At 41.6% G+C, this 21,586-nt stretch carries 17 protein-coding genes; 6 read left to right on the top strand and 11 right to left on the bottom strand.

The features are described 5' to 3' along the window. Positions 1-9: 9 nt before the first annotated feature. Genes ACSBOP_RS07915 through ACSBOP_RS07895 form a run of 5 tightly spaced genes read right to left on the bottom strand, consistent with a single transcriptional unit; the run spans position 10 to position 5,066 of the window. Positions 10-1,146 (bottom strand): M20 family metallopeptidase, encoded by a 1,137-nt coding sequence (locus tag ACSBOP_RS07915; protein WP_442603874.1) that lies wholly within the window; start codon positions 1,144-1,146, stop codon positions 10-12. A gap of 16 nt (positions 1,147-1,162) precedes the next feature. Further along, the gene (locus ACSBOP_RS07910) at positions 1,163-1,966 is read right to left on the bottom strand and encodes an ABC transporter permease (protein WP_442603873.1); all 804 of its coding nucleotides are present in this window, start codon (positions 1,964-1,966) and stop codon (positions 1,163-1,165) included. Then, positions 1,963-2,820, bottom strand: a complete 858-nt coding sequence (locus ACSBOP_RS07905; RefSeq protein ID WP_442603872.1) for an ABC transporter permease — start codon at positions 2,818-2,820, stop codon at positions 1,963-1,965. The genes ACSBOP_RS07910 and ACSBOP_RS07905 overlap by 4 nt, the downstream gene beginning before the upstream one ends. A gap of 5 nt (positions 2,821-2,825) precedes the next feature. Beyond that, a complete protein-coding gene (locus ACSBOP_RS07900; protein ID WP_442604415.1) occupies positions 2,826-3,926 on the bottom strand; it encodes an ABC transporter ATP-binding protein in 1,101 nt (366 codons plus the stop codon). 15 nt (positions 3,927-3,941) lie between these two features. Then, positions 3,942-5,066: an ABC transporter substrate-binding protein gene (locus ACSBOP_RS07895; RefSeq protein ID WP_442604414.1), complete on the bottom strand. Its 1,125-nt coding sequence runs from the start codon at positions 5,064-5,066 to the stop codon at positions 3,942-3,944. A gap of 188 nt (positions 5,067-5,254) precedes the next feature. Between ACSBOP_RS07895 and ACSBOP_RS07890 the strand changes: the two genes are divergently transcribed. Further along, positions 5,255-6,007 (top strand): IclR family transcriptional regulator, encoded by a 753-nt coding sequence (locus ACSBOP_RS07890; protein ID WP_442603871.1) that lies wholly within the window; start codon positions 5,255-5,257, stop codon positions 6,005-6,007. Between the two features lie 57 nt (positions 6,008-6,064). Here ACSBOP_RS07890 and ACSBOP_RS07885 read toward each other — a convergent pair whose 3' ends face one another. The 5 genes from ACSBOP_RS07885 to ACSBOP_RS07865 all read right to left on the bottom strand — a co-directional run bounded on the left by ACSBOP_RS07885 (position 6,065) and on the right by ACSBOP_RS07865 (position 10,764). Continuing rightward, complete coding sequence (locus ACSBOP_RS07885) at positions 6,065-6,349, bottom strand: YlaN family protein (protein WP_442603870.1); 285 nt, start codon at positions 6,347-6,349, stop codon at positions 6,065-6,067. A gap of 164 nt (positions 6,350-6,513) precedes the next feature. Next, complete coding sequence (locus ACSBOP_RS07880; RefSeq protein WP_442603869.1) at positions 6,514-6,762, bottom strand: HPr family phosphocarrier protein; 249 nt, start codon at positions 6,760-6,762, stop codon at positions 6,514-6,516. 113 nt (positions 6,763-6,875) lie between these two features. Further along, entirely contained in the window at positions 6,876-7,991 is a 1,116-nt protein-coding gene (locus ACSBOP_RS07875) for an aminopeptidase (RefSeq protein ID WP_442603868.1), read from the bottom strand. A 16-nt stretch (positions 7,992-8,007) separates the two neighbouring features. Further along, positions 8,008-8,682, bottom strand: coding sequence for a TVP38/TMEM64 family protein (locus tag ACSBOP_RS07870; protein ID WP_442603867.1), 675 nt, complete (start codon positions 8,680-8,682; stop codon positions 8,008-8,010). A gap of 111 nt (positions 8,683-8,793) precedes the next feature. Continuing rightward, positions 8,794-10,764 (bottom strand): sensor domain-containing diguanylate cyclase, encoded by a 1,971-nt coding sequence (locus ACSBOP_RS07865; protein ID WP_442603866.1) that lies wholly within the window; start codon positions 10,762-10,764, stop codon positions 8,794-8,796. Positions 10,765-11,212: 448 nt separating this feature from the next. Between ACSBOP_RS07865 and rpsD the strand changes: the two genes are divergently transcribed. The 3 genes from rpsD (at position 11,213) to ACSBOP_RS07850 (ending at position 17,653) form a co-directional block, all read left to right on the top strand. After that, entirely contained in the window at positions 11,213-11,812 is a 600-nt protein-coding gene (gene rpsD / locus ACSBOP_RS07860) for a 30S ribosomal protein S4 (protein WP_442603865.1), read from the top strand. Positions 11,813-12,112: 300 nt separating this feature from the next. Then, complete coding sequence (gene helD, locus ACSBOP_RS07855) at positions 12,113-14,473, top strand: RNA polymerase recycling motor HelD (RefSeq protein WP_442603864.1); 2,361 nt, start codon at positions 12,113-12,115, stop codon at positions 14,471-14,473. Between the two features lie 78 nt (positions 14,474-14,551). Beyond that, positions 14,552-17,653: a transglycosylase domain-containing protein gene (locus ACSBOP_RS07850; RefSeq protein ID WP_442603863.1), complete on the top strand. Its 3,102-nt coding sequence runs from the start codon at positions 14,552-14,554 to the stop codon at positions 17,651-17,653. Positions 17,654-17,729: 76 nt separating this feature from the next. Here the strand turns inward: ACSBOP_RS07850 and acsA are convergent, their stop codons facing one another. Then, complete coding sequence (gene acsA / locus ACSBOP_RS07845; protein WP_442603862.1) at positions 17,730-19,454, bottom strand: acetate--CoA ligase; 1,725 nt, start codon at positions 19,452-19,454, stop codon at positions 17,730-17,732. Between the two features lie 200 nt (positions 19,455-19,654). On the opposite strand from acsA, the gene ACSBOP_RS07840 reads away from it, so the two are divergent. Next, complete coding sequence (locus ACSBOP_RS07840; RefSeq protein ID WP_442603861.1) at positions 19,655-20,293, top strand: GNAT family N-acetyltransferase; 639 nt, start codon at positions 19,655-19,657, stop codon at positions 20,291-20,293. A 27-nt stretch (positions 20,294-20,320) separates the two neighbouring features. Further along, positions 20,321-21,505 (top strand): acetoin utilization protein AcuC, encoded by a 1,185-nt coding sequence (locus ACSBOP_RS07835; protein ID WP_442603860.1) that lies wholly within the window; start codon positions 20,321-20,323, stop codon positions 21,503-21,505. Positions 21,506-21,586 lie beyond the last annotated feature (81 nt).

Genomic DNA, 21,586 nt, shown 5'->3' with positions numbered 1-21,586 from the left:
CTTTTTGAGCTACAACTGCTCTATAATGCCAGCAAGAAGTGCGGCACGCTTTGGAATTTCGTCGATAAGCACATACTCAAGAGGACTATGTGCATAATCCCCTCTCGCACCTAAACCGTCCAAGGTTGGAATTCCACAAGCGGCGGTAAAGTTTCCATCACTCACCCCACCTGTTCCCATTTCTTGAACTTCTTCGCCTAGCTCTGACAACGAAACTCGCTTCGCTAATTCATATAATTGAGCAATAGCGTCCGTTCTTTCCATTGGAGGACGTGTAATGCCTCCTTTTACCGTCAATTTAGCACCTGCATGTACAGGCGTCAGTCCATGAATGAGTGCATCAATACGTTTGGCTTCTTCCATCGTTTTGACACGTAAGTCAATCAGTGCTTCGGCTTCTGCAGCAACTACATTCGAGCCAATTCCGCCCTTAAGTACACCCACATTCACCGTTGTTCCAATTTCGTAGTCATTGAGTGCACATAAGTTTAGAACTTGCCTTGATATTTCTTCAATCGCTGACACACCGCTCTGTGGATTAACACCCGCGTGAGCAGACTTACCTTCAACTGTTAAAGTAAATCGCCCGCTGCCTTTACGCGAAGTCTTTAGAGCTCCTACGGGCTCCATAGGAGGCTCAAGGACTAGCACAGCATCACATTTCTTAGCTTCTTCCTCGATCCACGCCCGTGATGATGGACTACCAATTTCTTCGTCGCTATTAATAAGAAGAATAACTTCCTTATCCTCTGGAAAACGTCCGAGATCTAGAAGCGCCTTCATCCCATACATCGCCTGTAAAACCCCAGCTTTCATATCATAGACACCTGGTCCATATGCCTTATTATCGGAGATAGAGAACGGTCTGCGAGTAGATTCTCCCTTTAACCATACCGTGTCGCTATGCCCTACGATTAGAAGACGCTTTTTCCCTTTTCCAATCGTGCAAAGTAGACGATCTCCGTACAACTCATTGGGTATTCGCTCTACTTTTCCATTCGTCAATTGAATAAACAATCGTTCATACCAAGCCATCATTTCATCGTTAAGAGCTTTATCTGCAGAAGGAGAATCCATGTTCACACTTTCTTCCAGGTGTTCGAGCAGCTCTGTCATGTAACATTGAATTTGCGACACAAGATTCATATCCATGCAGCCTTTCTTAATGGGACTGAGTGTTAGAGCCGAATAATCGATCTAATCCATACACACGTTCCAAGATAAAAATAAATAATAAGCTAACTAAGATCAACACGGCCGAAATCGAAGCCACAAGTGGATCAAGCGATTCCTGCATATGGTTAAAAATAGCCATTGGCAGCGTCGTCGTTGACGGAGTAATCATAAATAAGGAAATCGTAACATTATCAAATGATGTTAAAAATGCGAAAATCATACCTGAAAATATAGCTGGCTTCAACAATGGAAGCGTAATTTTCCAGAATACATTTAGCGAGCTTGCCCCCAGAATATATGCCGCACGTTCAAGCGTATAGTCAAAGGAACTAAGTCCCGTGAGTACAAGTCTGACGACATAAGGGATCGTAATTAAGATGTGTGCAAGCAACAAGCCCGCGAAGGTCCCCGCAAGACCCATTCTTGTAAAAAAGAGCAAAGCGCCAATTCCGATAATAATGGCAGGCACCGTAAGCGGCGAAAGAATCAGACCATTAATAAACCCGCTTCCAGGCGGTTTATATTTATGCAAAGCAAGTGCAGCAATCGTTCCAATAAATGTGGAAATGACTGCTGTAATAACAGCAAGCTTAATACTAAACCAGAATGAATCAATAAATTCAGGACGATCTAAAATCTTTTCATACCATTTAAAGGAAAACCCTTCAGGAGGGAAGGTTAAGTACCCAGCTGAAGTAAAGGATGTCGGAATGATGATCAGTAAGGGTGCGATCACCATTAAGACAACGATAAATGTAATCACACCAAGGAAGGAGAATCGAATTCTCATGAGGAGAATACCTCCTTATACCGCTTCGTCTCTACCAATTTGGTAAACAGGGTAACAAGACCAAGTGTACATGCTAACAAAATGAACGAAAGTGCAGCACCAAGTGACCAATCAAGCGTCGCCATTATCTTTTCATACGCAATAACCGGCATTACCTTTACTGAAGTACCGCCCATTAGAGCTGGTGTTACAAAAGAACTCATCGATAAACTGAACACTAATGTCGTACCCGCAATAATGCCAGGTAAGCTAAGTGGTAGAGTCACGCTAAAAAATGACCTCGCTGCTGATGCACCAAGAATACCGGATGCTTTGTAAAGCGACTGATCGATCGTATACAAGCTTGTAGCAATACCTAGGATCATATAGACGATCAAGGAGTCTGTGAGACCAATGACCACACCAAGCTCGTTGTAGAGCAGACGCAAAGGCTCATCGATTACACCAAGCTTCATTAGGGTATTATTCACAAATCCCTTTTGCCCCAGAATAACGACCCAACCAAAGTTACGAATAACAACACTAATCAGATGAGGCGAAATAATAAGAAACGTGATGAAGCCGCGCATCTTAGGTGTTGCCTTTGCCATATACATCGCTACCGGATAACCAAGCAGCAAGCAGCTTATGACAGTCATCAAGCTAATCTTGATTGTTCTCCACATAATTTCATAGTAGTAAGGGTCTTTCAGTAGTGAAGTGTAATTTTCAAAAGTAAAACTTACATTATCTTGTTGAAAACTAAGCATAAAAATATACGCCATTGGAAGAACGAAAGCGCCTAACATAACAATTAGAGCAGGAGCGAGCAGCAATAAAGCAACGATCTTGTTTGTAGATTTCTTCTTATTCATTGCCACTAGCTCCCCTTTCTGGGAAATACATAAACGTCCTCAGTTTTCCAGTTCAATTTAACAATGCCACCTTGCTCCATACCAAGATCCTGTGGAGCTGCTTGAAGACGAACATTAAGTAGTTCACCACCCGCTTCAATCATACACTCTGTAAAAGAGCCTAAGAAGGAAGAGTATCGAACAACACCTGTAGCTACGTTACTTGAAGAATCTGATGATTTAACAGAATCTAATACATTGATTTTTTCAGGACGTACATAAATGGATACCTGATCGCCAACCGTAAACGGAATTTTCCGACGCTTAGCTTCAATCGAAATTCCTGCATTTGTTGTCAATCGGATGATCGTATCTTCAACAGTATCTACTGTACCTTCCATACGATTGGATTTTCCGATAAACTCATGTACAAATTCAGATGCCGGGTTATTATAAATATCCCATGGCGTACCAATCTGTTCCACTTTACCATGATCTAGTACTACAATTCGGTCTGACAAGTACATCGCTTCTTCTTGGTCATGTGTGACGAAAATCGTCGTTACCCCGATGACTTGACGCAGACGTTTCAATTCCTCACGTAACTCCTCACGAAGCTTCGCATCCAAGTTACTTAAAGGTTCATCAAGTAAGAGTACAGATGGCTCTGTAACAAGAGCACGTGCAATTGCAATACGTTGTCTTTGACCACCTGATAACTGCTTCGGATAACGGTCGGCCACATGCGGCAGTTTTACAAGCTGAAGCACTTTCTGGACTCTCTCTTGAATTTCGGCTTTGGCTACTTTACGTAGTTTCAATCCGTATGCCACGTTCTCTGCAACTGTCATATGAGGGAACAAGGAATACGTTTGGAATACCATACCGAGGTCCCGCTTATTAGACGGAACCCCATTCATTTTCTTACCTTTAATAATCAATTCACCCTGGTTAGGCTCTAAAAAGCCAGCAATCATATTTAGCGTCGTTGTTTTTCCACATCCAGAGGGCCCTAGGAATGAAATACACTCTCCTTGAGCAATTTGCAGATTGAAATCTTCCACAACTACGTTTGACCCAAAGCTCTTCTGTATGTTCTTCAGCTCGACATCCACTTTTTTGGTCATGTTATCACCCATCATTTATTTTTTTCCTACTAAAGGAGCAACTTCTTTGTTAAAACGATCTAACCATGCTTTTGTGTTCTTGGACAATACTTCATAGTCGAACTGAACAACCTTTTTACGGTCAAAATCAATCAATTTGGCTGTATCTTCTGGAAGTTTTACGTTCACCGCTGGGTTATAGTACAACTTGGTCGCGTACATCGTTTGAACTTCATCAGATAACAAGAAGTCTGTGAACAATTTAGCAGCGTTCGGGTGTGGCGCACCTTTTACAAGAGTTGCAACGTTAGGTACTAAGTTCGCACCTTCTTTAGGAATCACGAACTCAAGTGGTAAACCGCTTTCTTTCTTCTGTACAATACTTCTTGCCATTGTCCAAGCTGTATATGCAGCTGTTTTATCTTGCAAGTTTTGTTGAAGTTGTGCTGCACTCTTTGCGAAAGTTGGCAAGTATCCCGCGATTACCTTTAATTTCTCAAAACCTGCGTCCATGTTCTTCTCAGAACCACCGTTTGCGTAAGCCATCATTATTGTCGCAGAACGACCGAAGTTGCTTGAAATTTCAGTTAATGTAATGTTGCCTTTTAGCTCAGGTTTTGTAAGATCGTTCCACGACTCAGGAACCGGAAGTCCTTTTGCTTTAACCATTTCGGAGTTGTAGGAAATACCCATTGGTGTGAAGTTAACAGCAACACCGCTGTTATCTTTTACTTTAAGATCGGCGCCAACTTTAGCCATATTCGGGATGTCTTTATCAGAAAGAGTATCCCACAACTCTTCTACACGGCCTGATTCTTGCTCGCCGCCCTCAATAACCGTCATATCAATTTGTGGTGCTGCTTTTTGAGCTTTTACTTTTGCTACTAGTTCAGTAGAAACACCAGAAACGTATGTAATCTTTACATCTGGATATTTTTTATTAAATTTAGGGAAAATGTCATCCTTCATTAGCTTTTCAACAGTTGCGCCATTACCACCAATAACAAGTTCTTTCTCTGGTTGTAATGTTGCTTTCGCAGCTGGAGTAGCTGCACCTGGTGCAGGAGTTGTAGTAGACTTACCGGCAGCGCTTTCAGAATTACTTCCACAACCTGCCAAAATCGATCCGAACAGTGTAACTGCAGATATAGCGCTTAACATTTTAACCTTTTTCAAATTAACCCCTCCATATGTCTCTCATTTTGTTCACTATATGTGAACGGCGTTTACTATGTGTAACCGGCAAATTGATTTTATCACGGTATCATGGTATGTTCAATATAAATTAATTGATTTTTTGAATGATTTGATATTTTCCCATTATTCAAATACCGAATAGAGGTTTTCCTATGGAACTGTTAACTTCCGTCCAGAAGAGCTGTAAATTACTCAAGATTTTTCTGGATTCTGAAAAAGAGCTTGGAGTAAGTGAATTAAGCAGAAGACTTCAATTATCAAAAGGTGCCATACATAAGCTGTTATCCACGTTAGAACATGAAGGATTTATTATGCAAAACCCCATTAACAAGCAATATTCACTTGGTTATACGCTCCTCGAACTAGGAAATAAAGTGAAGAAGCATGACGATTGGGCAGAGTTCTCACGTCCTTTCCTACAATCCTTAGCTGGGTACACGAAAGAGCTTGTCTGTCTGTGCATTATCGATGGGAATGATGCTATTTATGTCGACAAAATTGAATCTCAGCACCCGATTCGATTCAATGTAGATGCTTTCCGACGCTTCCCGCTATATGCAACATGTGCTTCAAGATCCATCCTTGCCTATCGCCCTGAAAGTGTTATTGACCAAGTACTCAGTGAGCAGCTCAGACAATACACATCCCATTCCATCAGTGATCCAGAAGTTGTAAAAGAGCGCTTGGAACTCATTCGAGTCAATGGTTATGAAACAAGCTCAAATTTGAGGAATGTCGGTGTTACAGCGATTGCAGCTCCAATCTTTGATGCAGACGGTAATGTCCCAGCTTCCATCAGCTTGATTGGCCCTACTGACCGAATGCAAGGAAACCTGTCACTTTGGACAGAGAAGGTCCTTGAAACAACGCATGAAATTTCACGTCACTTTGGTAATAAATCTTAATGCAGTTGTTGAGCAAAAAAAATAACCCCACCGCTGGAGTTACAACTGCGGTAAGGGTTATTTTTTATTTAGCATTTCATATAGCTGCGCTAAATTACGCTCAAGTTTGCTTAAAATTTCTTTTCCGTTCGATTCATATATCAATCCTGCTCGTATCGCAAAATCCACTTCACGAGACAATCCGTACATTTGCGTATCGAGCACCTCTTCGTACAGAGGGCACTTTCTTGTCGTCAAGTTACCCATTTGTACTTCAATCAGCTTTTCTATTTTATCGGCATCCTCTTGAAGAAGAAGAAGTGCCTTTTGGTTCAAGCTCATCAGTACTTCAGATGAAGACATTTTAGGCTCCCCCTCGTTTAAAATCATCCAATTCTCTATAAGAATTATATTAGACGAAAACGTGAGAATATACAAGTTTCCACGCTGCATTCTGCGAAATCTTTTGAAAAAATCAGATGTATAAAATAAAAGTATCTCCAACAGAATTGGAGATACTTGAGCTCTTAGTCTTCAACAATATTTACTTGTAAGTTGTACTTCCCGAATACTTCAGTCATTGCTTTCTTAGCTTCAACAGCATCTTGTCCATGTACATGAAGGTCATATTTACTGGAGTCTAACAATGTTGTGAACAATCCCAGAATACTTTTAACATCGATATACTTGTTATCGTATTGAAGGACAATCGAAGATGTGAATTTACCTGCTGTTTGAGAAATTTCTACGATTGCTGAGTTATTTGTCGCTGTCATGAAGCATTCCTCCTAAAATCAGTTCAATATTTATTAATGTACATCCCTATGATACATGTTTCACAGAGTGAAGTGCAACATAAATTTGCACATCTTCCAATTTTCTTCCTTTTTTATTTTAAATTCTCAGGGTTCAGTGCCTCGAGTTCTGGAATTACGAAACGTCCGTCTTTACGGATCAGAACATCATCAAAATAAATCTCTCCTCCACCGTACTCCGGACGCTGAATGAGCACCAGATCCCAGTGTACAGATGAACGGTTGCCATTATCCGCTTCTTCATAAGCCTGTCCTGGTGTAAAATGAATCGAACCATCTATTTTCTCATCAAATAAAATATCCTTCATCGGATGTAAAATATACGGATTAAATCCAAAGCTGAATTCCCCAATATAACGCGCACCCTCATCTGTATCCAAAATATCATTGAGACGCTGGGTATCATTGCTCGTTGCTTCTACAATTTTTCCATTTTCAAAAGTGAACTTAATATTCTCAAACGTGATCCCTGAATATATCGATGGTGTATTATAAGCAAGTGTACCATTAACAGAGTCTTTAACTGGCGCTGTATAGCATTCTCCATCCGGTAAATTATTATGCCCCTCGCACGGAATTGCTGGAATTCCTTTAATTGAGAAAGACAAATCTGTACCTGGTGCAACAATTCGTACACGATCAGTACGCTCCATCAAGTTTTTCAGTGGCTGCATTGCCCCTGACATTTTGGAATAGTCCAAGTTGCACACATTAAAATAGAAATCCTCAAATTTTTCTGTACTCATATTAGCAAGCTGTGCCATGGAATCGTTCGGATAGCGCATAACTACCCAGCGTGTGTGTTTTACACGTTGTTCCGAATGAACAGGATGACGATAGTAGGTCTCGTATAGTTTCATTTTATCGTCTGGTACATCAGACAAAGCATTCACATTGTTACCTGAACGCACAGCAACATAACATTGCATGTTCTCCATACGATTTAAATCTCTTGCTGCCCACTCCTGTATGTATTCTTTTGTTGCACCCTTGATCATCGATGCCATAACGGTATGGTCAATTATCTCCACATGCGGTTTACCACCTTGTGCAAATACCTCTGTGATAATGCATCGTAGCAGCTCACGCTCTGAACCAAACATTTCGATAAGTACGTTATCCCCAGGTTGAACTTTGACGGAGTATTGCACAATATTTTTCGCTAATTCCACAAAACGCGGATCTTTCATTTACGATCTCCCCATTTCATTTATGATCATTTGGTGGATTTTTTGGATCCAGCCACTTTTTCTTCACATAGTACCCACCGACAATGATACAACCAAAGATCAGCATCAGTGCAAGCAACCTGAATTTATTTTGTTTAAAATGCAAAACATCGTGTGCGATCAGCGATTCCATGAAAACAATCGGAAACTTGCCTATAATTGTTCCAATGACAAAAGAACTCATCTTCATCGCTGTCACACCTGCCCCATAAGAAATCGCAGATGACGGAATAATCGGAATTAATCGACCAATTAAAGTATAAAACAAACCATCCTTCTCTAACAACTGATTAAAGCTTTGCATCATCGGATATTTTGATAATTTACGCTCTACCCACCCATAGCCGAAATGTCTTGCAATCATAAACGCTGAAATAGAGCCTAAGCATGCCATGGAATAATTGACGACAAATCCCCATTCCATGCCGAAAATCACAACATTCACACCGGCGATCACAACAAAAGGAACAAATGGAAAGAAGGTTTGTAAATACACAAGCGTAATTCCAATCATCATCCCGGTAACTCCAAGGGAAACCAAATATTTCGAGAGCTGTGACAAATGGATCTGACGTCCATAATAAACAGCTAATCCCAAAACAATTAACATAATAATGACTGCTACAATCCATTTCCAGCGCTTTAACAACATCTTTGCTTCATCTCCAAACGGACCTCACAACTGTATAACGTCCCCATTTCGGTCATAATTATCACAAAAAATTGAGACACTTATTCGATTATGAATAGGCGTCTCAAATTGTTAATGATCTACTATTATACGATTTTTGCCATCGTTTTTTGCTTGATATAGGGCCATATCTGCTTTATAAAATAGGGTTTCCACGCTAATTTTCTCATCTTCCCAATTCCAGTCAGAAACTCCGCAAGATATTGTGACAGAAGGACTTGTCTCCTTCATTACATTCAATCGAATACGTTCAGCAATTTTGAGTGTCTGTTCTTTGTAAATATGCGGCAGATAGATCGCAAGCTCTTCGCCGCCCCAGCGTGCTGCAACATCACTTTCACGGACCGAACTTTGAATAATTGCAGATACTTGCTTTAAGATTTTATCGCCAACCTGATGTCCATAGGTATCGTTGATCTTCTTAAAATTATCAATATCAATTAATACGAACGATCCACAAAAATCATCTTTCTGGAATCGACTAATCTGCTCGTCCAAATAGTGTCGAACGTAAAGACCTGTTAAATTATCGGTAATTACCATTCGCTTTACTTCTGCATGTAAAGAAGCATTCGTCATAGCAAGCCCAATATGTCCTGACAGCACCTGAAGCAGCTTATAATTATCATATGAAAAATAACTTGGTTTATGATGGACAACCATAATAACACCAACGACTTCTTCATTTACAATAATAGGTGAAGCAATTAGTGATCGGGCACTCGTAAATTCCATTAGCTTTGAGCTTATCAAGGGACTTGCCCAATAATCCGAAATAATAACCGGTTCCTTTGTACTGAATACGACACTAGAGAATCCGCTTCTAATTGTAAAATGTTCGTGAAACATAGCAGGCATGTTTGTTGCTTGAACCGTCAGTCGCTCACTTTCCTTTTCTCGCTGCAAAATACAAAAATATTCGGCTCCGAAAATCTGAATAAGCTCGGAGGATATAAAATCGATAATTTCATTCAAGCTCAAACTTTGGTTCAAACGTCTTGTAATTTCATTTATCAGTCGCAGTTCACTTATAAGCAAATAAGATTGTTCATAGAGCTTCGCATTCTCAAATGCGGATCCCCCACTGTCAGCGAGCATCGAAATAAATTGAATATCACTAGCATCCAACGCATCACCTTCGCACTGCATATGCAAAACGCCATACACGCCTTGTTTGCCTGAGAGAGGTACTGCTAACTCGATAATACTCCTATCAGAATCGGTTCGCTGCTCCATCACCAGTTGATCATCCATAAAAGCCCGAACGTACATTGCGTTATCCATTCTTTGCAAGTCAAGCTGTTTAACCGGAAGTGTAGCGGATTGGATATCTTGCAATAAGTATAAATCCAACTTTAAAATCGGATAAACGCTCTTTAGGCTTTGAATAACCTCAGTTAGTACCGCGTCGGTATCAATTAAGGAATGTAATCTCCGCGATGCCAAGAAAAGTACTTCTCTCTTATTTATCTCCCGAGACAACTTTCGGTTCTTCTCTGTTTCAGCCAATAATACAAGACTACCAATAAAGTCTAGTCCGAACGTATATAAATAGAAGAGGTAATCCACACTCTCTTTTAATGGTTCACATATAAAACCGAAAATCCCGTACAATTCATCATTTGATGGCAAAAATATAGGAATGGCACAAGATATAAACGGTTTTCCATCTGTGCCGTATCTTAATTCACTCATAAATTGAGCAGAATGGTGCGTAATGCATGCACTAATCGCATTATCTTCAACACTGGCACCTGTCCATATTTGTTTTTCTTGAATCCAGCTCGGATTGGCTTGTCCAATCGAATGTTTAAGTAAAATTCGATTCTCCGCATCAATCATGACAAAAGTACCACTTATCGATTTTGGCAAATAGGCCAATTGTCCTGACCATTTCGTATACGAAGCTTTCAAAGCCTTCTTAAATTCAGAGCTGACTTCTAGTGCTGTAGATGGCAAAATAAGCCTATAGTTCATAGACTTTTGCCGATCAGGCTCTAATTTTATATCATTATTCATCATCAGCTTTGTTTGATCTCTCATACGATGACTCCTTTTCATACTCTAAAATGTATGTAGAAGTACTTATTTTATATATTACTACTAATCTAGGAGGAATGCACTATTTTTTAGAATTATAGCGTATATATCGATTCGTGCATTAATTCTAAGTATCATCATAAAAAACGCATCCGCCCTGTAAAAACAGTAACTCCGTCTCCACTGTGAGAACAAAATAACGGAGTCACAACTTGACAGAGCCTCCTTTTTTAATTAGAATATGATATCGTGAACAATATTACGAACGGTGATTGTTTGTTGTGTTCCACCCTCTCTAATTTTGTTGCTGGCAAGACTGCGGCTGAGGTGCTTGACAGAGGCGTCCTTTATAGGATTCGCCGTAAACAAAGTTAGCGCAATACATCACCAAATCAATTGGAACATTCAACTTAATCAAACAAACTTTAATCGAAAAAGGAGCTACCTTAATATGTCACGTTATACAGGTCCTAAATTTAAATTAAGCCGTCGTCTCGGCATTTCTCTTAGCGGTAATGGTAAAGATTTGAAGCGTCCGTTCCCTCCAGGTCAACATGGCCCAGGACAACGCAAAAAAGTTTCCGGTTACGGTATGCAATTGCTTGAAAAACAAAAATTGCGTCACATGTACGGTTTGAACGAAAAACAATTCCGTAACTTGTACAACAAAGCTTCCAAACAACAAGGTATTTCCGGTGAGAACTTCATGGTTCTTCTTGAAAGCCGTTTGGACAACTTGGTTTACCGTCTTGGTTTCTCCAACTCCCGCGCTGGTGCTCGTCAACTCGTGTCCCACGGTCACGTAATCGTTAACGGCAAAAAAGTAGACATCGCTTCTTACACAGTTTCTACTGGCGATGTAATCGGATTGCGCGAAAGAAGTAAAGGTCTTTCCGTAGTTAAAGAAGCAGTTGCTAACCGCAACTACTTACCTGGCTACTTGGAATTCAACGAAGCTGGTATGGAAGGTAAGTACATCCGTCTTCCTGAACGCGCTGAGCTTCCACAAGAAATTGACGAAAAACAAATCGTCGAGTTCTACTCCCGTTAATATCTACAGCAGTTCTTCTTGGAACTGCCTGCTAAGAAGCATGAGATCTTCGGTTCTCATGCTTCTTTTTTTATTTTCGCACAAAAAAAGACGCCATCCGGCGCCCCTCCCTAGTCTTCTTCACAAATAAAAATAAACTTCCCCATTGAATAAAGAAGTTATAACTGGTATACTGAACCCAATGTGTCTGCATTAAAAAAATAATAAATTAAGTCCATTATGATTCCCTAATACAAATATACCACAAGGAAAATAGGAAGTCAACTGGGCAAGTGCCATTTTTGAAAGGGGAACTGTAGCATGATCAATCACAATTGGCCAGAAGAGCTCGCATATTCACAACTTGTATCCAAACATATCCGCAAACGCATCGAGACACTCTCCGAAATCGTTGGGCAAGTTCGGACAGATGTTATTGAAATTCGGAAAAACTTTTGGGACGATGTTAAGGTCGACTTAAGCAGCTTCGATGATAAGCTAGAGACTGCACTCAGCCTGAAACAACAAGCGGAGATGCTGTCACAGCGAGAGCTTAATCACAGGCAAGCCTCCCTCTCCCTTAACAAAATGACTCGACTCTTGCAATCCCCTTATTTCGGAAGAATCGACTTTAAAGCAAATGGCGAGAAAATAGCTACACCTATCTATTTAGGGATCGCTTCTGTACTTGATGAAGATGAATACTCATTCCTTGTTTATGATTGGCGTGCACCAATCTCCAGCCTGTACTATACCTATGGACCTGGTTCTGCAACTTACGAGACCCCAACGGGTGAAATCGAAGGCGATATTACTGTAAAACGTCAATACGGCTTCCGTGATGAGAACTTAAGCTTCATGTTCGATACGAATGACACGATTGGAGATGAACTGCTGCAGCAAGTGCTCAGCCGAACTTCTGATACCCAAATGAAATCAATTGTTGCTACAATTCAAAAAGAGCAGAATGCCGTCATCCGTAACGACCACAGCCGCATGCTCATCGTACTTGGCTCTGCAGGAAGCGGTAAAACATCTGCCGCGCTTCAACGCGTAGCCTATTTGCTATATAAACACCGCGGTCATCTGACCGCCGATCAAGTCGTCCTGTTCTCCCCTAACCCGCTGTTCAACAGTTATGTATCCAGTGTACTACCTGAACTTGGTGAGGAGAATATGCAGCAGACGACGTTCCAGCAGTATTTGAACCATCGACTTGGCGATGAGTTTGACATTGAAGATCCTTTTTCTCAACTGGAATATGTGCTTACGGAAGGAGACACACCGGGTTATACGGCTAGATTGCAGGGCATTCAGTATAAATCTTCTGCTCCATTCCTGCATGTCATCACTGCCTATCGCGATTATTTGCTGCATGAAGGAATGGTATTTCACCCTGTACAATTTAGAGAACAAACCGTTGTATCCAGCAAGGAGATGCGTACGCAGTTCTATTCGTATGATGAGTCCATTCGTCTGCCTAATCGAATTGAGCTGATGCGATTATGGCTGAAGAAGAAAATTCGCAAGTTTGCCGCGGCACAAATCGAAGCCCCTTGGGTTGAAGATGAAATCGATTTACTTGATAACGAAGATTATCACGCCTCCTATAAGCATCTGCGTCATGTACAAATGCAGAAAAAAGATACATTCCATGATTATGATGTTGAAAAAGACTTCCTTGCCCGCCGAATTGTCAAAGAGAATTTAAAACCACTTAACGAGTGGGTTGACCAGTTAGGCTATATTCATACAACTGCTATTTACCGCCAATTATTCAGCCAAGTCGCATTAATGAAACGTTTAGCAGGTGCTGATGCAGCGATGCTTCCAGAAGAATGGGCTGAAATTTGCGCCTATACGATCCGTCGTCTTGACCAGCAGGAGCTTGCTTATGAAGATGCGACACCGTTCTTGTATTTAAAAGAGCTGCTGCAAAGCTTCCAAGTCAATACCGTTGTTCGCCATGTACTCATTGATGAAGCGCAGGACTACTCACCTTTCCAATTCGAGTTTATGAAACGATTATTTCCGCGTGCCAAAATGACAGTACTCGGTGACCTGAATCAAGCGATTTATGTGCATGACGCAGCACTTACGGAGGAACACCCAATGGCTGCCCTATACGGACCTGAGCAAACCGAGTGGATTCGTTTAAATCGCAGTTATCGCTCCACGCAGGAAATTGTTCAATTTACGCGTGGCATGGTTCCAGGTGGAGATACGATCATTCCTTTTAACCGTGATGGCGAGAAGCCGGTCGTAACCGCCCTGCCTAATCGTGAAACACTGCATCATGAGATGAAGAATCAAATCACAAAGCTACTCCAGGACGACTATGCAAACATCGCGGTCATTTGTAAGACTGCCCAAGAAAGTGAAGCAGCCTACGAACATTTAAGCCAGTCCTTGCCTGTACGCTTAATTACCAAACATTCTCCTACCTTTGAAAAAGGAATTGTCGTGCTTCCTGCCTACTTAGCAAAAGGTGTAGAATTCGATGCCGTGCTAATCTATGACGGTTCGATGACGCAGTACAGCAAGGAGCATGAACGTAAGCTGTTCTACACCGCGTGTACAAGAGCCATGCACTTCCTTCACATTTTTGCCTTAAGTGTACCTAGTCCTTTTATAACCGAACAATCACCTGATACTTATCAAACGGAGTCCCAGTTCGTGTGATCAACCTAAACACTCCCTCAATTTACCCAATTATGGTATAATTAATTGGACTGCCTGAAGGAGGAAGTGGAAAATTTTATGGGAAAGATTACGAACTTCTTTAATAAACCCGGTGTTCGGAAGACCGGTAAATGGACATTTATTAGCTTAAAATGGTTGATTGTCACCATCATAGCAGTCGGAATCTTAGGAGGGGCTGCAGCCTTCGGTCTTGTCAGCGCCCTCGTTAAGGACGATCCTGTACGCAGTAAAGAGTTCATGCTCAAAGAGCTTGAACAAAATGTAATGACAGGTTTTGTTCATTTTAATAATGGTGATGCGATCGGCCAACTTCGCTCCGAAGAAGACCGACGCATGATTAAATTGAATGAAATTCCACAAGTCGTGGTGGATGCTGTACTATCTATCGAAGATAAGGACTTTTACAACCACTTTGGGATTGACCTCAACGGATTAGTCCGTGCAGTAAAGCAAAAAGTAATGAATGAGGACGTACAGACGGGCGGTAGTACAATTACGCAACAACTCGCTAGACGCGTATTTCTTACCTTAGACAAAGAAGCGGATCGTAAAGCCAAGGAGTTGCTCCTTGCCCTTCGAATGGACCGACTTTTATCTAAGGATGAAATCCTACTCGCTTATCTCAACAAAATTCCATATGGCAATGGATCTTCCGGTTATAACCTATATGGAATCAAAGCCGCAGCTAAAGGAATATTCAACGAGACTGACTTAAGTAAGCTTAACATCGCACAAGTCGCTTATTTAGTAGGATTGCCGCAGATGCCAAGCAATTACTCTGCTTTTACAAGTGACGGAAAATTCGATAGCGCAGCGTTTAAGCGGGCAACAGACCGTCAGCGTCTCGTACTCAAACGGATGCTCGAAGAACACAAAATTTCACAGGAACAATACCAAACTGCTCTGGATTTTGATCTTAAAAAATCGCTCGCGCAATCTACTGAGAAGGCCTACAATACCTATCCATTCTTAATGTTGGAAGCAGAGAAGCAAGCAACGGACATCCTGCTTAAACAGCTTCATCCTGAACTTGATCCAACTAAGAATACGAAGGAATACAGCGCAGCATGGGAAACAACACATAAACAACTTTTACATGGTGGCTACCATGTGTACACGACAATCGACAAAACGATCTATGATGCTATGCATGAAATCTCCGATAACGATAAGAACTTTAGTCCGGATGATAAGGAGAAAGGAAAAGAACAAGTCGGTTCTGTCATGATGGATTCCAAAACAGGGGCCATTCTCGGTATGATTGAAGGACGTGGTTTCTCACCAAAAGATCAATATAATCATGCGACGCAAGCCTATCGTCAGCCAGGTTCAACAATGAAACCTCTAGCAGCTTATATCCCTGCAATGGAAAAGGGACTTATTCAGCCAGGCTCCATCATAGATGATGTACCGATTATTTTAAAAGATGGCCAGAAGGGTTTTCATATCCCTGACAACCACGATCATAAATACCATGGGCTCATTACAGCAAGAACAGCTCTTGATCAGTCCTACAATATTCCTGCAATTAAAGTGTTTATGGATAAAGTTGGAATTAACGAAGCGTGGAGTTTTGTAAAGAAACTCGGTGTTACTTCCATTACGAAGGAAGATTATGGTGCTCAAACGGGTGTAATTGGCGGGCTATCCAAAGGGGTCTCTGTTAAAGAATTCACGGGTGCTTTTGCTTCTATTTCCAACCGGGGTGTCTTTAACGAAGGTTACATGATTAGTAAAATTACGGACACAGAGGGTAAAATCGTGTATCAGCATGAACTGAAGCCAACTACTGTATTTTCAGAAGAAACGGCTTATCTGATGACAGATATGATGCGTACTGTAATCAGCCAAGGTACAGGTGGTACCATTGCAAAAAACTATAAGTATGCGAAAAAAACACCAATCGTCGGTAAAACGGGATCCACACAAGATGATGGTGATGTATGGTTTATGGGTTACTCTCCTGATATTACGCTTGGTGTGTGGGTCGGTTATGATAAGCCAATCTACAAATTGGAGAAAAAGACTGGCGGTACACAACGTGCGAACACCATCTGGGCATTGGTCATGAACTCGACCATAGAGAAAAAACCTGAACTTTTCCCATCCAAAGAGTTTAAGAAACCAAACAATATCGTGTCTGCAACCGTTTCCTCGGTTTCTGGAAAGTTACCAAGCGATTTGACAACAGCAGCTAACCTTAGCGTAACTGATATTTTTAACCGTAAATACTTACCGACAGAAGTCGATAATGTGATGACAAAAATGAAAATAGTTTCCTATAACAGCATCAATTACATTGCAAATGACGCTACTCCTTCTGACTTTTCCCAAGAAAAAGTAGTTGTCAAACGCGAAAAACCATTGAGCCAAATATTGAAAGAATTGGGGGATATTCTGCCTAAAATTCGAGATACCAACAAGAAATCTATTGATTATTACAAAACAACAGATTACGATACCGATGCTCCTTCAGAACCAGACCCGCGAGTAGATGATGGAAAAATACCTTCTCCTCCTACTTCTGTTGTTGCAACAAAATCAGGAGAAACAGCCGTGATAAGCTTCCAACCTAGTTCATCACCTGATTTAGTCGGATACCGGATATATCGTTCAGAGAATGGTGGTCCTTTCTTGTTACAACAAGGAAAAGTCATTCTTGCAGGTGCTGAAGCGAAGTACACGGAAACGGTACATTCGGATAAAACATATTCCTACTACTTAGTTGCAGTTGATGTTGTTGGCAAGCTATCATCACCTAGTAATGCATCAGCTAGTGACGGCTCTTCTATTGATCCGCTATCCCCCCCTAACAATAACGGAGGTGGTACTACGGTCCCGTTACCAAGCGGGAACAACAATGAACAGCCAAAAAACACGAAGGACGCGCCAGCTGCTCCTGCAGGTGTTAAGATTCAACGTGAGGGAATCGCGCTTAAAATTAGCTGGACAGCAAACAATCCCTTAGAAAAAGTGAAAAGTTATAATATCTACTATAGTGATAAAGAAACTGGTATTTATAAAAAAATCGGCTCCTCACCAGGTACCGCGAATGAATTAAATTACTTTGATGCTGACTACAAAGGTTATTACAAAGTAACTGCGGTTAATGAATCAGGAGAATCCAAGCCATCTGCTGCATTTAACTTTAAAGATTAATACATGTCAATAGAAAACGAGCCACACTAGTGTAAGTAAACACCAGTATGGCTCGTTTTTTTATAAAAAAGATCGATTAGTCCTCGATTGTAGACAAATCACCGGTTGGTAGGCCAAGCTCCCATGCTTTTAATACACGGCGCATGATTTTACCGGAGCGAGTCTTCGGAAGTTTATCTTTAAACTCAATCTCACGTGGTGATGCATGTGCAGACAAGCCTTCTTTTACAAATTTAGAAATATCGGCCTTCAGCTCATCAGACGGGCTATAACCTTCACGTAATGCAATGAATGCTTTAATAATTTCACCACGCATCGGGTCTGGTTTACCAATTACGCCCGCTTCCGCAACAGCTGGATGCTCGACAAGCTTGCTCTCCACTTCAAATGGACCTACACGCTCACCAGATGTATTGATTACATCATCAATACGGCCTTGGAACCAGAAATATCCATCTTCATCGTAATAAGCAGAGTCACCTGATATGTACCAGCCAGGGATACGGAAGTACTCTTCGTACTTCGATGGGTTGTTCCAAATCTTACGCATCATCGAAGGCCATGTCGTCTTAATTGCAAGATTACCCATCCGATATGGAGGAACAATATTGCCATTATCATCGATAATTGCAGCTTCAACACCTGGAATCGGACGACCCATTGAACCTGGTTTAATTGCCATCGAAGGGTAGTTACAAATGAGCTGTCCACCTGTCTCTGTCATCCACCAAGTATCATGAATACGGTGATTGTATACTTTCATCCCCCATCGTACAACCTCAGGGTTTAATGGCTCCCCAACGCTTAGCACATGACGAAGAGAGGACAAATCGAATTGCTTTACTACATTATCACCTGCACCCATAAGCATACGGAATGCTGTAGGAGCACTGTACCACACGGATACTTTATATTTTTGAATCACATTATACCAATCTTGTGGAGAGAATCTGCCACCTCGGATTACATTGGTAGCTCCATTTAGCCACGGTGCAAAAATCCCATAAGAAGTACCCGTTACCCAGCCCGGATCTGCCGTACACCAGTACACATCATTTTCTTGAAGATCAAGAACAACGTTACCTGTGTAATAGTGCTGCAGCATTGCATTATGGACATGGAATACACCTTTTGGTTTACCTGTCGAACCCGACGTATAATGCAAGATAAGTCCATCTTCGCGATCCACCCATTCAATATCTAGCTCAGATGAGGCATGAGCCATTTCTTGGTGGAAATCCACTTGACCCTCACTTAACTCTATGTCTGAACCAACTAGGATGACATGCTTCAAGTTTGGAAGCTCTGCAACTGGAACACGGTGTAACAACGCAGGTGTTGTAATAATCGCGACAGCTTGTGAATCATCCAAACGATCACGTACAGCTGTTTCCATGAATGCTTCAAATAGTGGACCAACAACCGCACCAACTTTAATCGAACCTAGTAATGCAAAATAAAGCTCTGGTGTCCGAGGCATGAAAATGAATACACGCTCTCCCTTACCTACTCCGAGCTTGCGAAGCACATTGCCAAATTTATTCGAGTTTTGCTTCATTTGTTCGAACGTGTAGTTCTCATCGCGCTTATCATCGCTATAAAATAGCGCAATTTTGTCTTTTCTTGATGACGCTGCATGACGATCAATCGCTTCATAAGCTAAATTAATTTTTCCAGTCTCATACCACGAAAAATTTTTCTCAACATCTTCCCAACTAAAGTTCTCACGAGCTTCTTCGTAATTTTTCATATTCGGGTTGTGGGCTACTGCTTCGATGATTTCCACTTTTTGATGTTCCATTCTCCTACCTCCTGAACTGGGTTAACCGCTTACATTTTTGATGTAAAAAGCAATTGCTCGCATCGCTTTAAATAAAGCAGAATTAATTGAATTATGGCAAAATTATTATAGCATACCAAAATTATTTTTGACTATTCATTTTCAATATTGCGAATTGTGTGTTATAAGTGGAAATATAGTCGTTTTCAAAGGAGTCTATCATGGAACATCGCAAAATATACCATTCCCTCTGTCTCACGCCTAGCTCTAAGCAGATAGAATTGATCATTGAAGGGCCTGTTGCACCTGAGCACCTCCGTACACTGCAAATGCATAAAGACTTGGATGCTTTCAGGCGCCCAAAAGAACAACAAGAGGCACTCATTGAAATCGCTGAACTTCCTGAAGGGCGCATTATTATCGCTCGAGAAAATGATATTATCGTCGGGTATGTGACTTTTCACTATCCAGACCCCATTGAACGCTGGTCCGAAGGCAGCATGCAGGATCTAATTGAACTTGGGGCAATTGAGGTAGCAGATGATTATCGTGGACTTAGCTTAGGCAAAAAAATGATACAACTCGCTTATGCAGATGAGCAATTAGAAAATGTCATCACCTTTACAACGGAGTATTACTGGCATTGGGATCTTGAAAAAAGTGGACTTAATGTCTGGGACTACCGATCGATGATGGAGAAGTTGATGAAGAGCGTGGACATGGTCTGGTTCGCTACTGACGATCCCGAGATATGTTCTCATCCTGCTAATTGCCTGATGGTACGAATCGGCAAAGAAGTTTCGCATGAATCTGTTGAGCAGTTTGACCGTATACGTTTTCACCAACGATTTATGTATTAATTTGGTCATAAGGAGATCGCAAGTTTCATGAATATACGCCGTGCAACGTCAGCCTTCATCTATAACGAGCAAGAAATTCGCTATAAATTTAATGACGACCATCCCTTTAATCCAAAGCGCTTGTCGATGACAGTTGATCTTCTTCGGGAAGCAGGCGCGCTTGATCCAGGATCTGTGATCCCCCTTCGTGTCGCTAGTGATGATGAGCTTCTCCGCGTACATCATGCAGATTATGTTGAAGCTGTGAAGCAACTTAGTGCTGCTGGACCTAATGAACAATGGCTGCAATCAGCTGAACGATACGGACTTGATACGGAGGATACCCCATTCTTCGAAGACATGCATGAAGTGACGGCTCAAATCGTCGGGGGCTCCATTGCTGCTGCGGATTTAGTCATGTCAGGACAGGTTGAACATGCACTTCACCTCGGCGGGGGCTTACATCATGCTCTGCATAATAAGGGGGCAGGCTTCTGTGTATATAATGATGCCTCAGCTGCCATCGCACATCTTAAATATCGTTACGGGGCTAGAGTTCTCTATGTTGATACAGATGTACATCATGGTGACGGCGTCCAATGGAGCTTTTATACCGATCCAGATGTGTGTACGTTTTCTATTCATGAAACCGGTAAATATTTATTCCCGGGAACAGGTGAAGTCAATGAGCGTGGTGAAGGGGTTGCTTTTGGTAGTTCTATTAATATTCCCGTCCAACCCTACACGGAGGACGATTCCTGGATGGAGTGCTTTGAAGAAGTACTTGATCGTACCATTAAGCAATTTCGTCCTGACATCATCGTCTCTCAGCACGGCTGTGATGCGCATGCCTTCGATCCACTTGCGCACGTTCACTGTTCGATGAACATTTATAAGCGCATGCCCGAGCTGCTTCACCGTTATGCCCACGATTTCTGTAATGGGAGATGGCTGGCACTTGGTGGTGGCGGTTATGACATATGGCGCGTTGTACCAAGGGCCTGGAGCCTGCTATGGCTCGTGATGTCCGATCACCCCCTATTAGATCAAATCAGCCATAACCCGCTTCTGCGGCTGCCTGAGGCTTGGCTAGCACGATATTCACCGGAGAGCGAATATCCCCTTCCTACAACTTGGCTAGATGCCGTACAGGATTGGACACCGATGCCACGACGTGACATCATTACGCAGCAAAATAGACAAGTTAAAGATCTAGCACTTTTATATTTATAATCATTATTAACCTTGGATGGCGCACGCTGCTCAAGGTTTTTTGTTGCTCTTTTTCATATATACCAATAAAAAATGAAATAT

The sequence above is a fragment of the Paenibacillus sp. KN14-4R genome (genome assembly GCF_052180255.1).
Taxonomy (GTDB): Bacteria; Bacillota; Bacilli; order Paenibacillales; family NBRC-103111; genus Paenibacillus_AM.
This window is presented reverse-complemented; position numbering and strand designations above follow the sequence as displayed.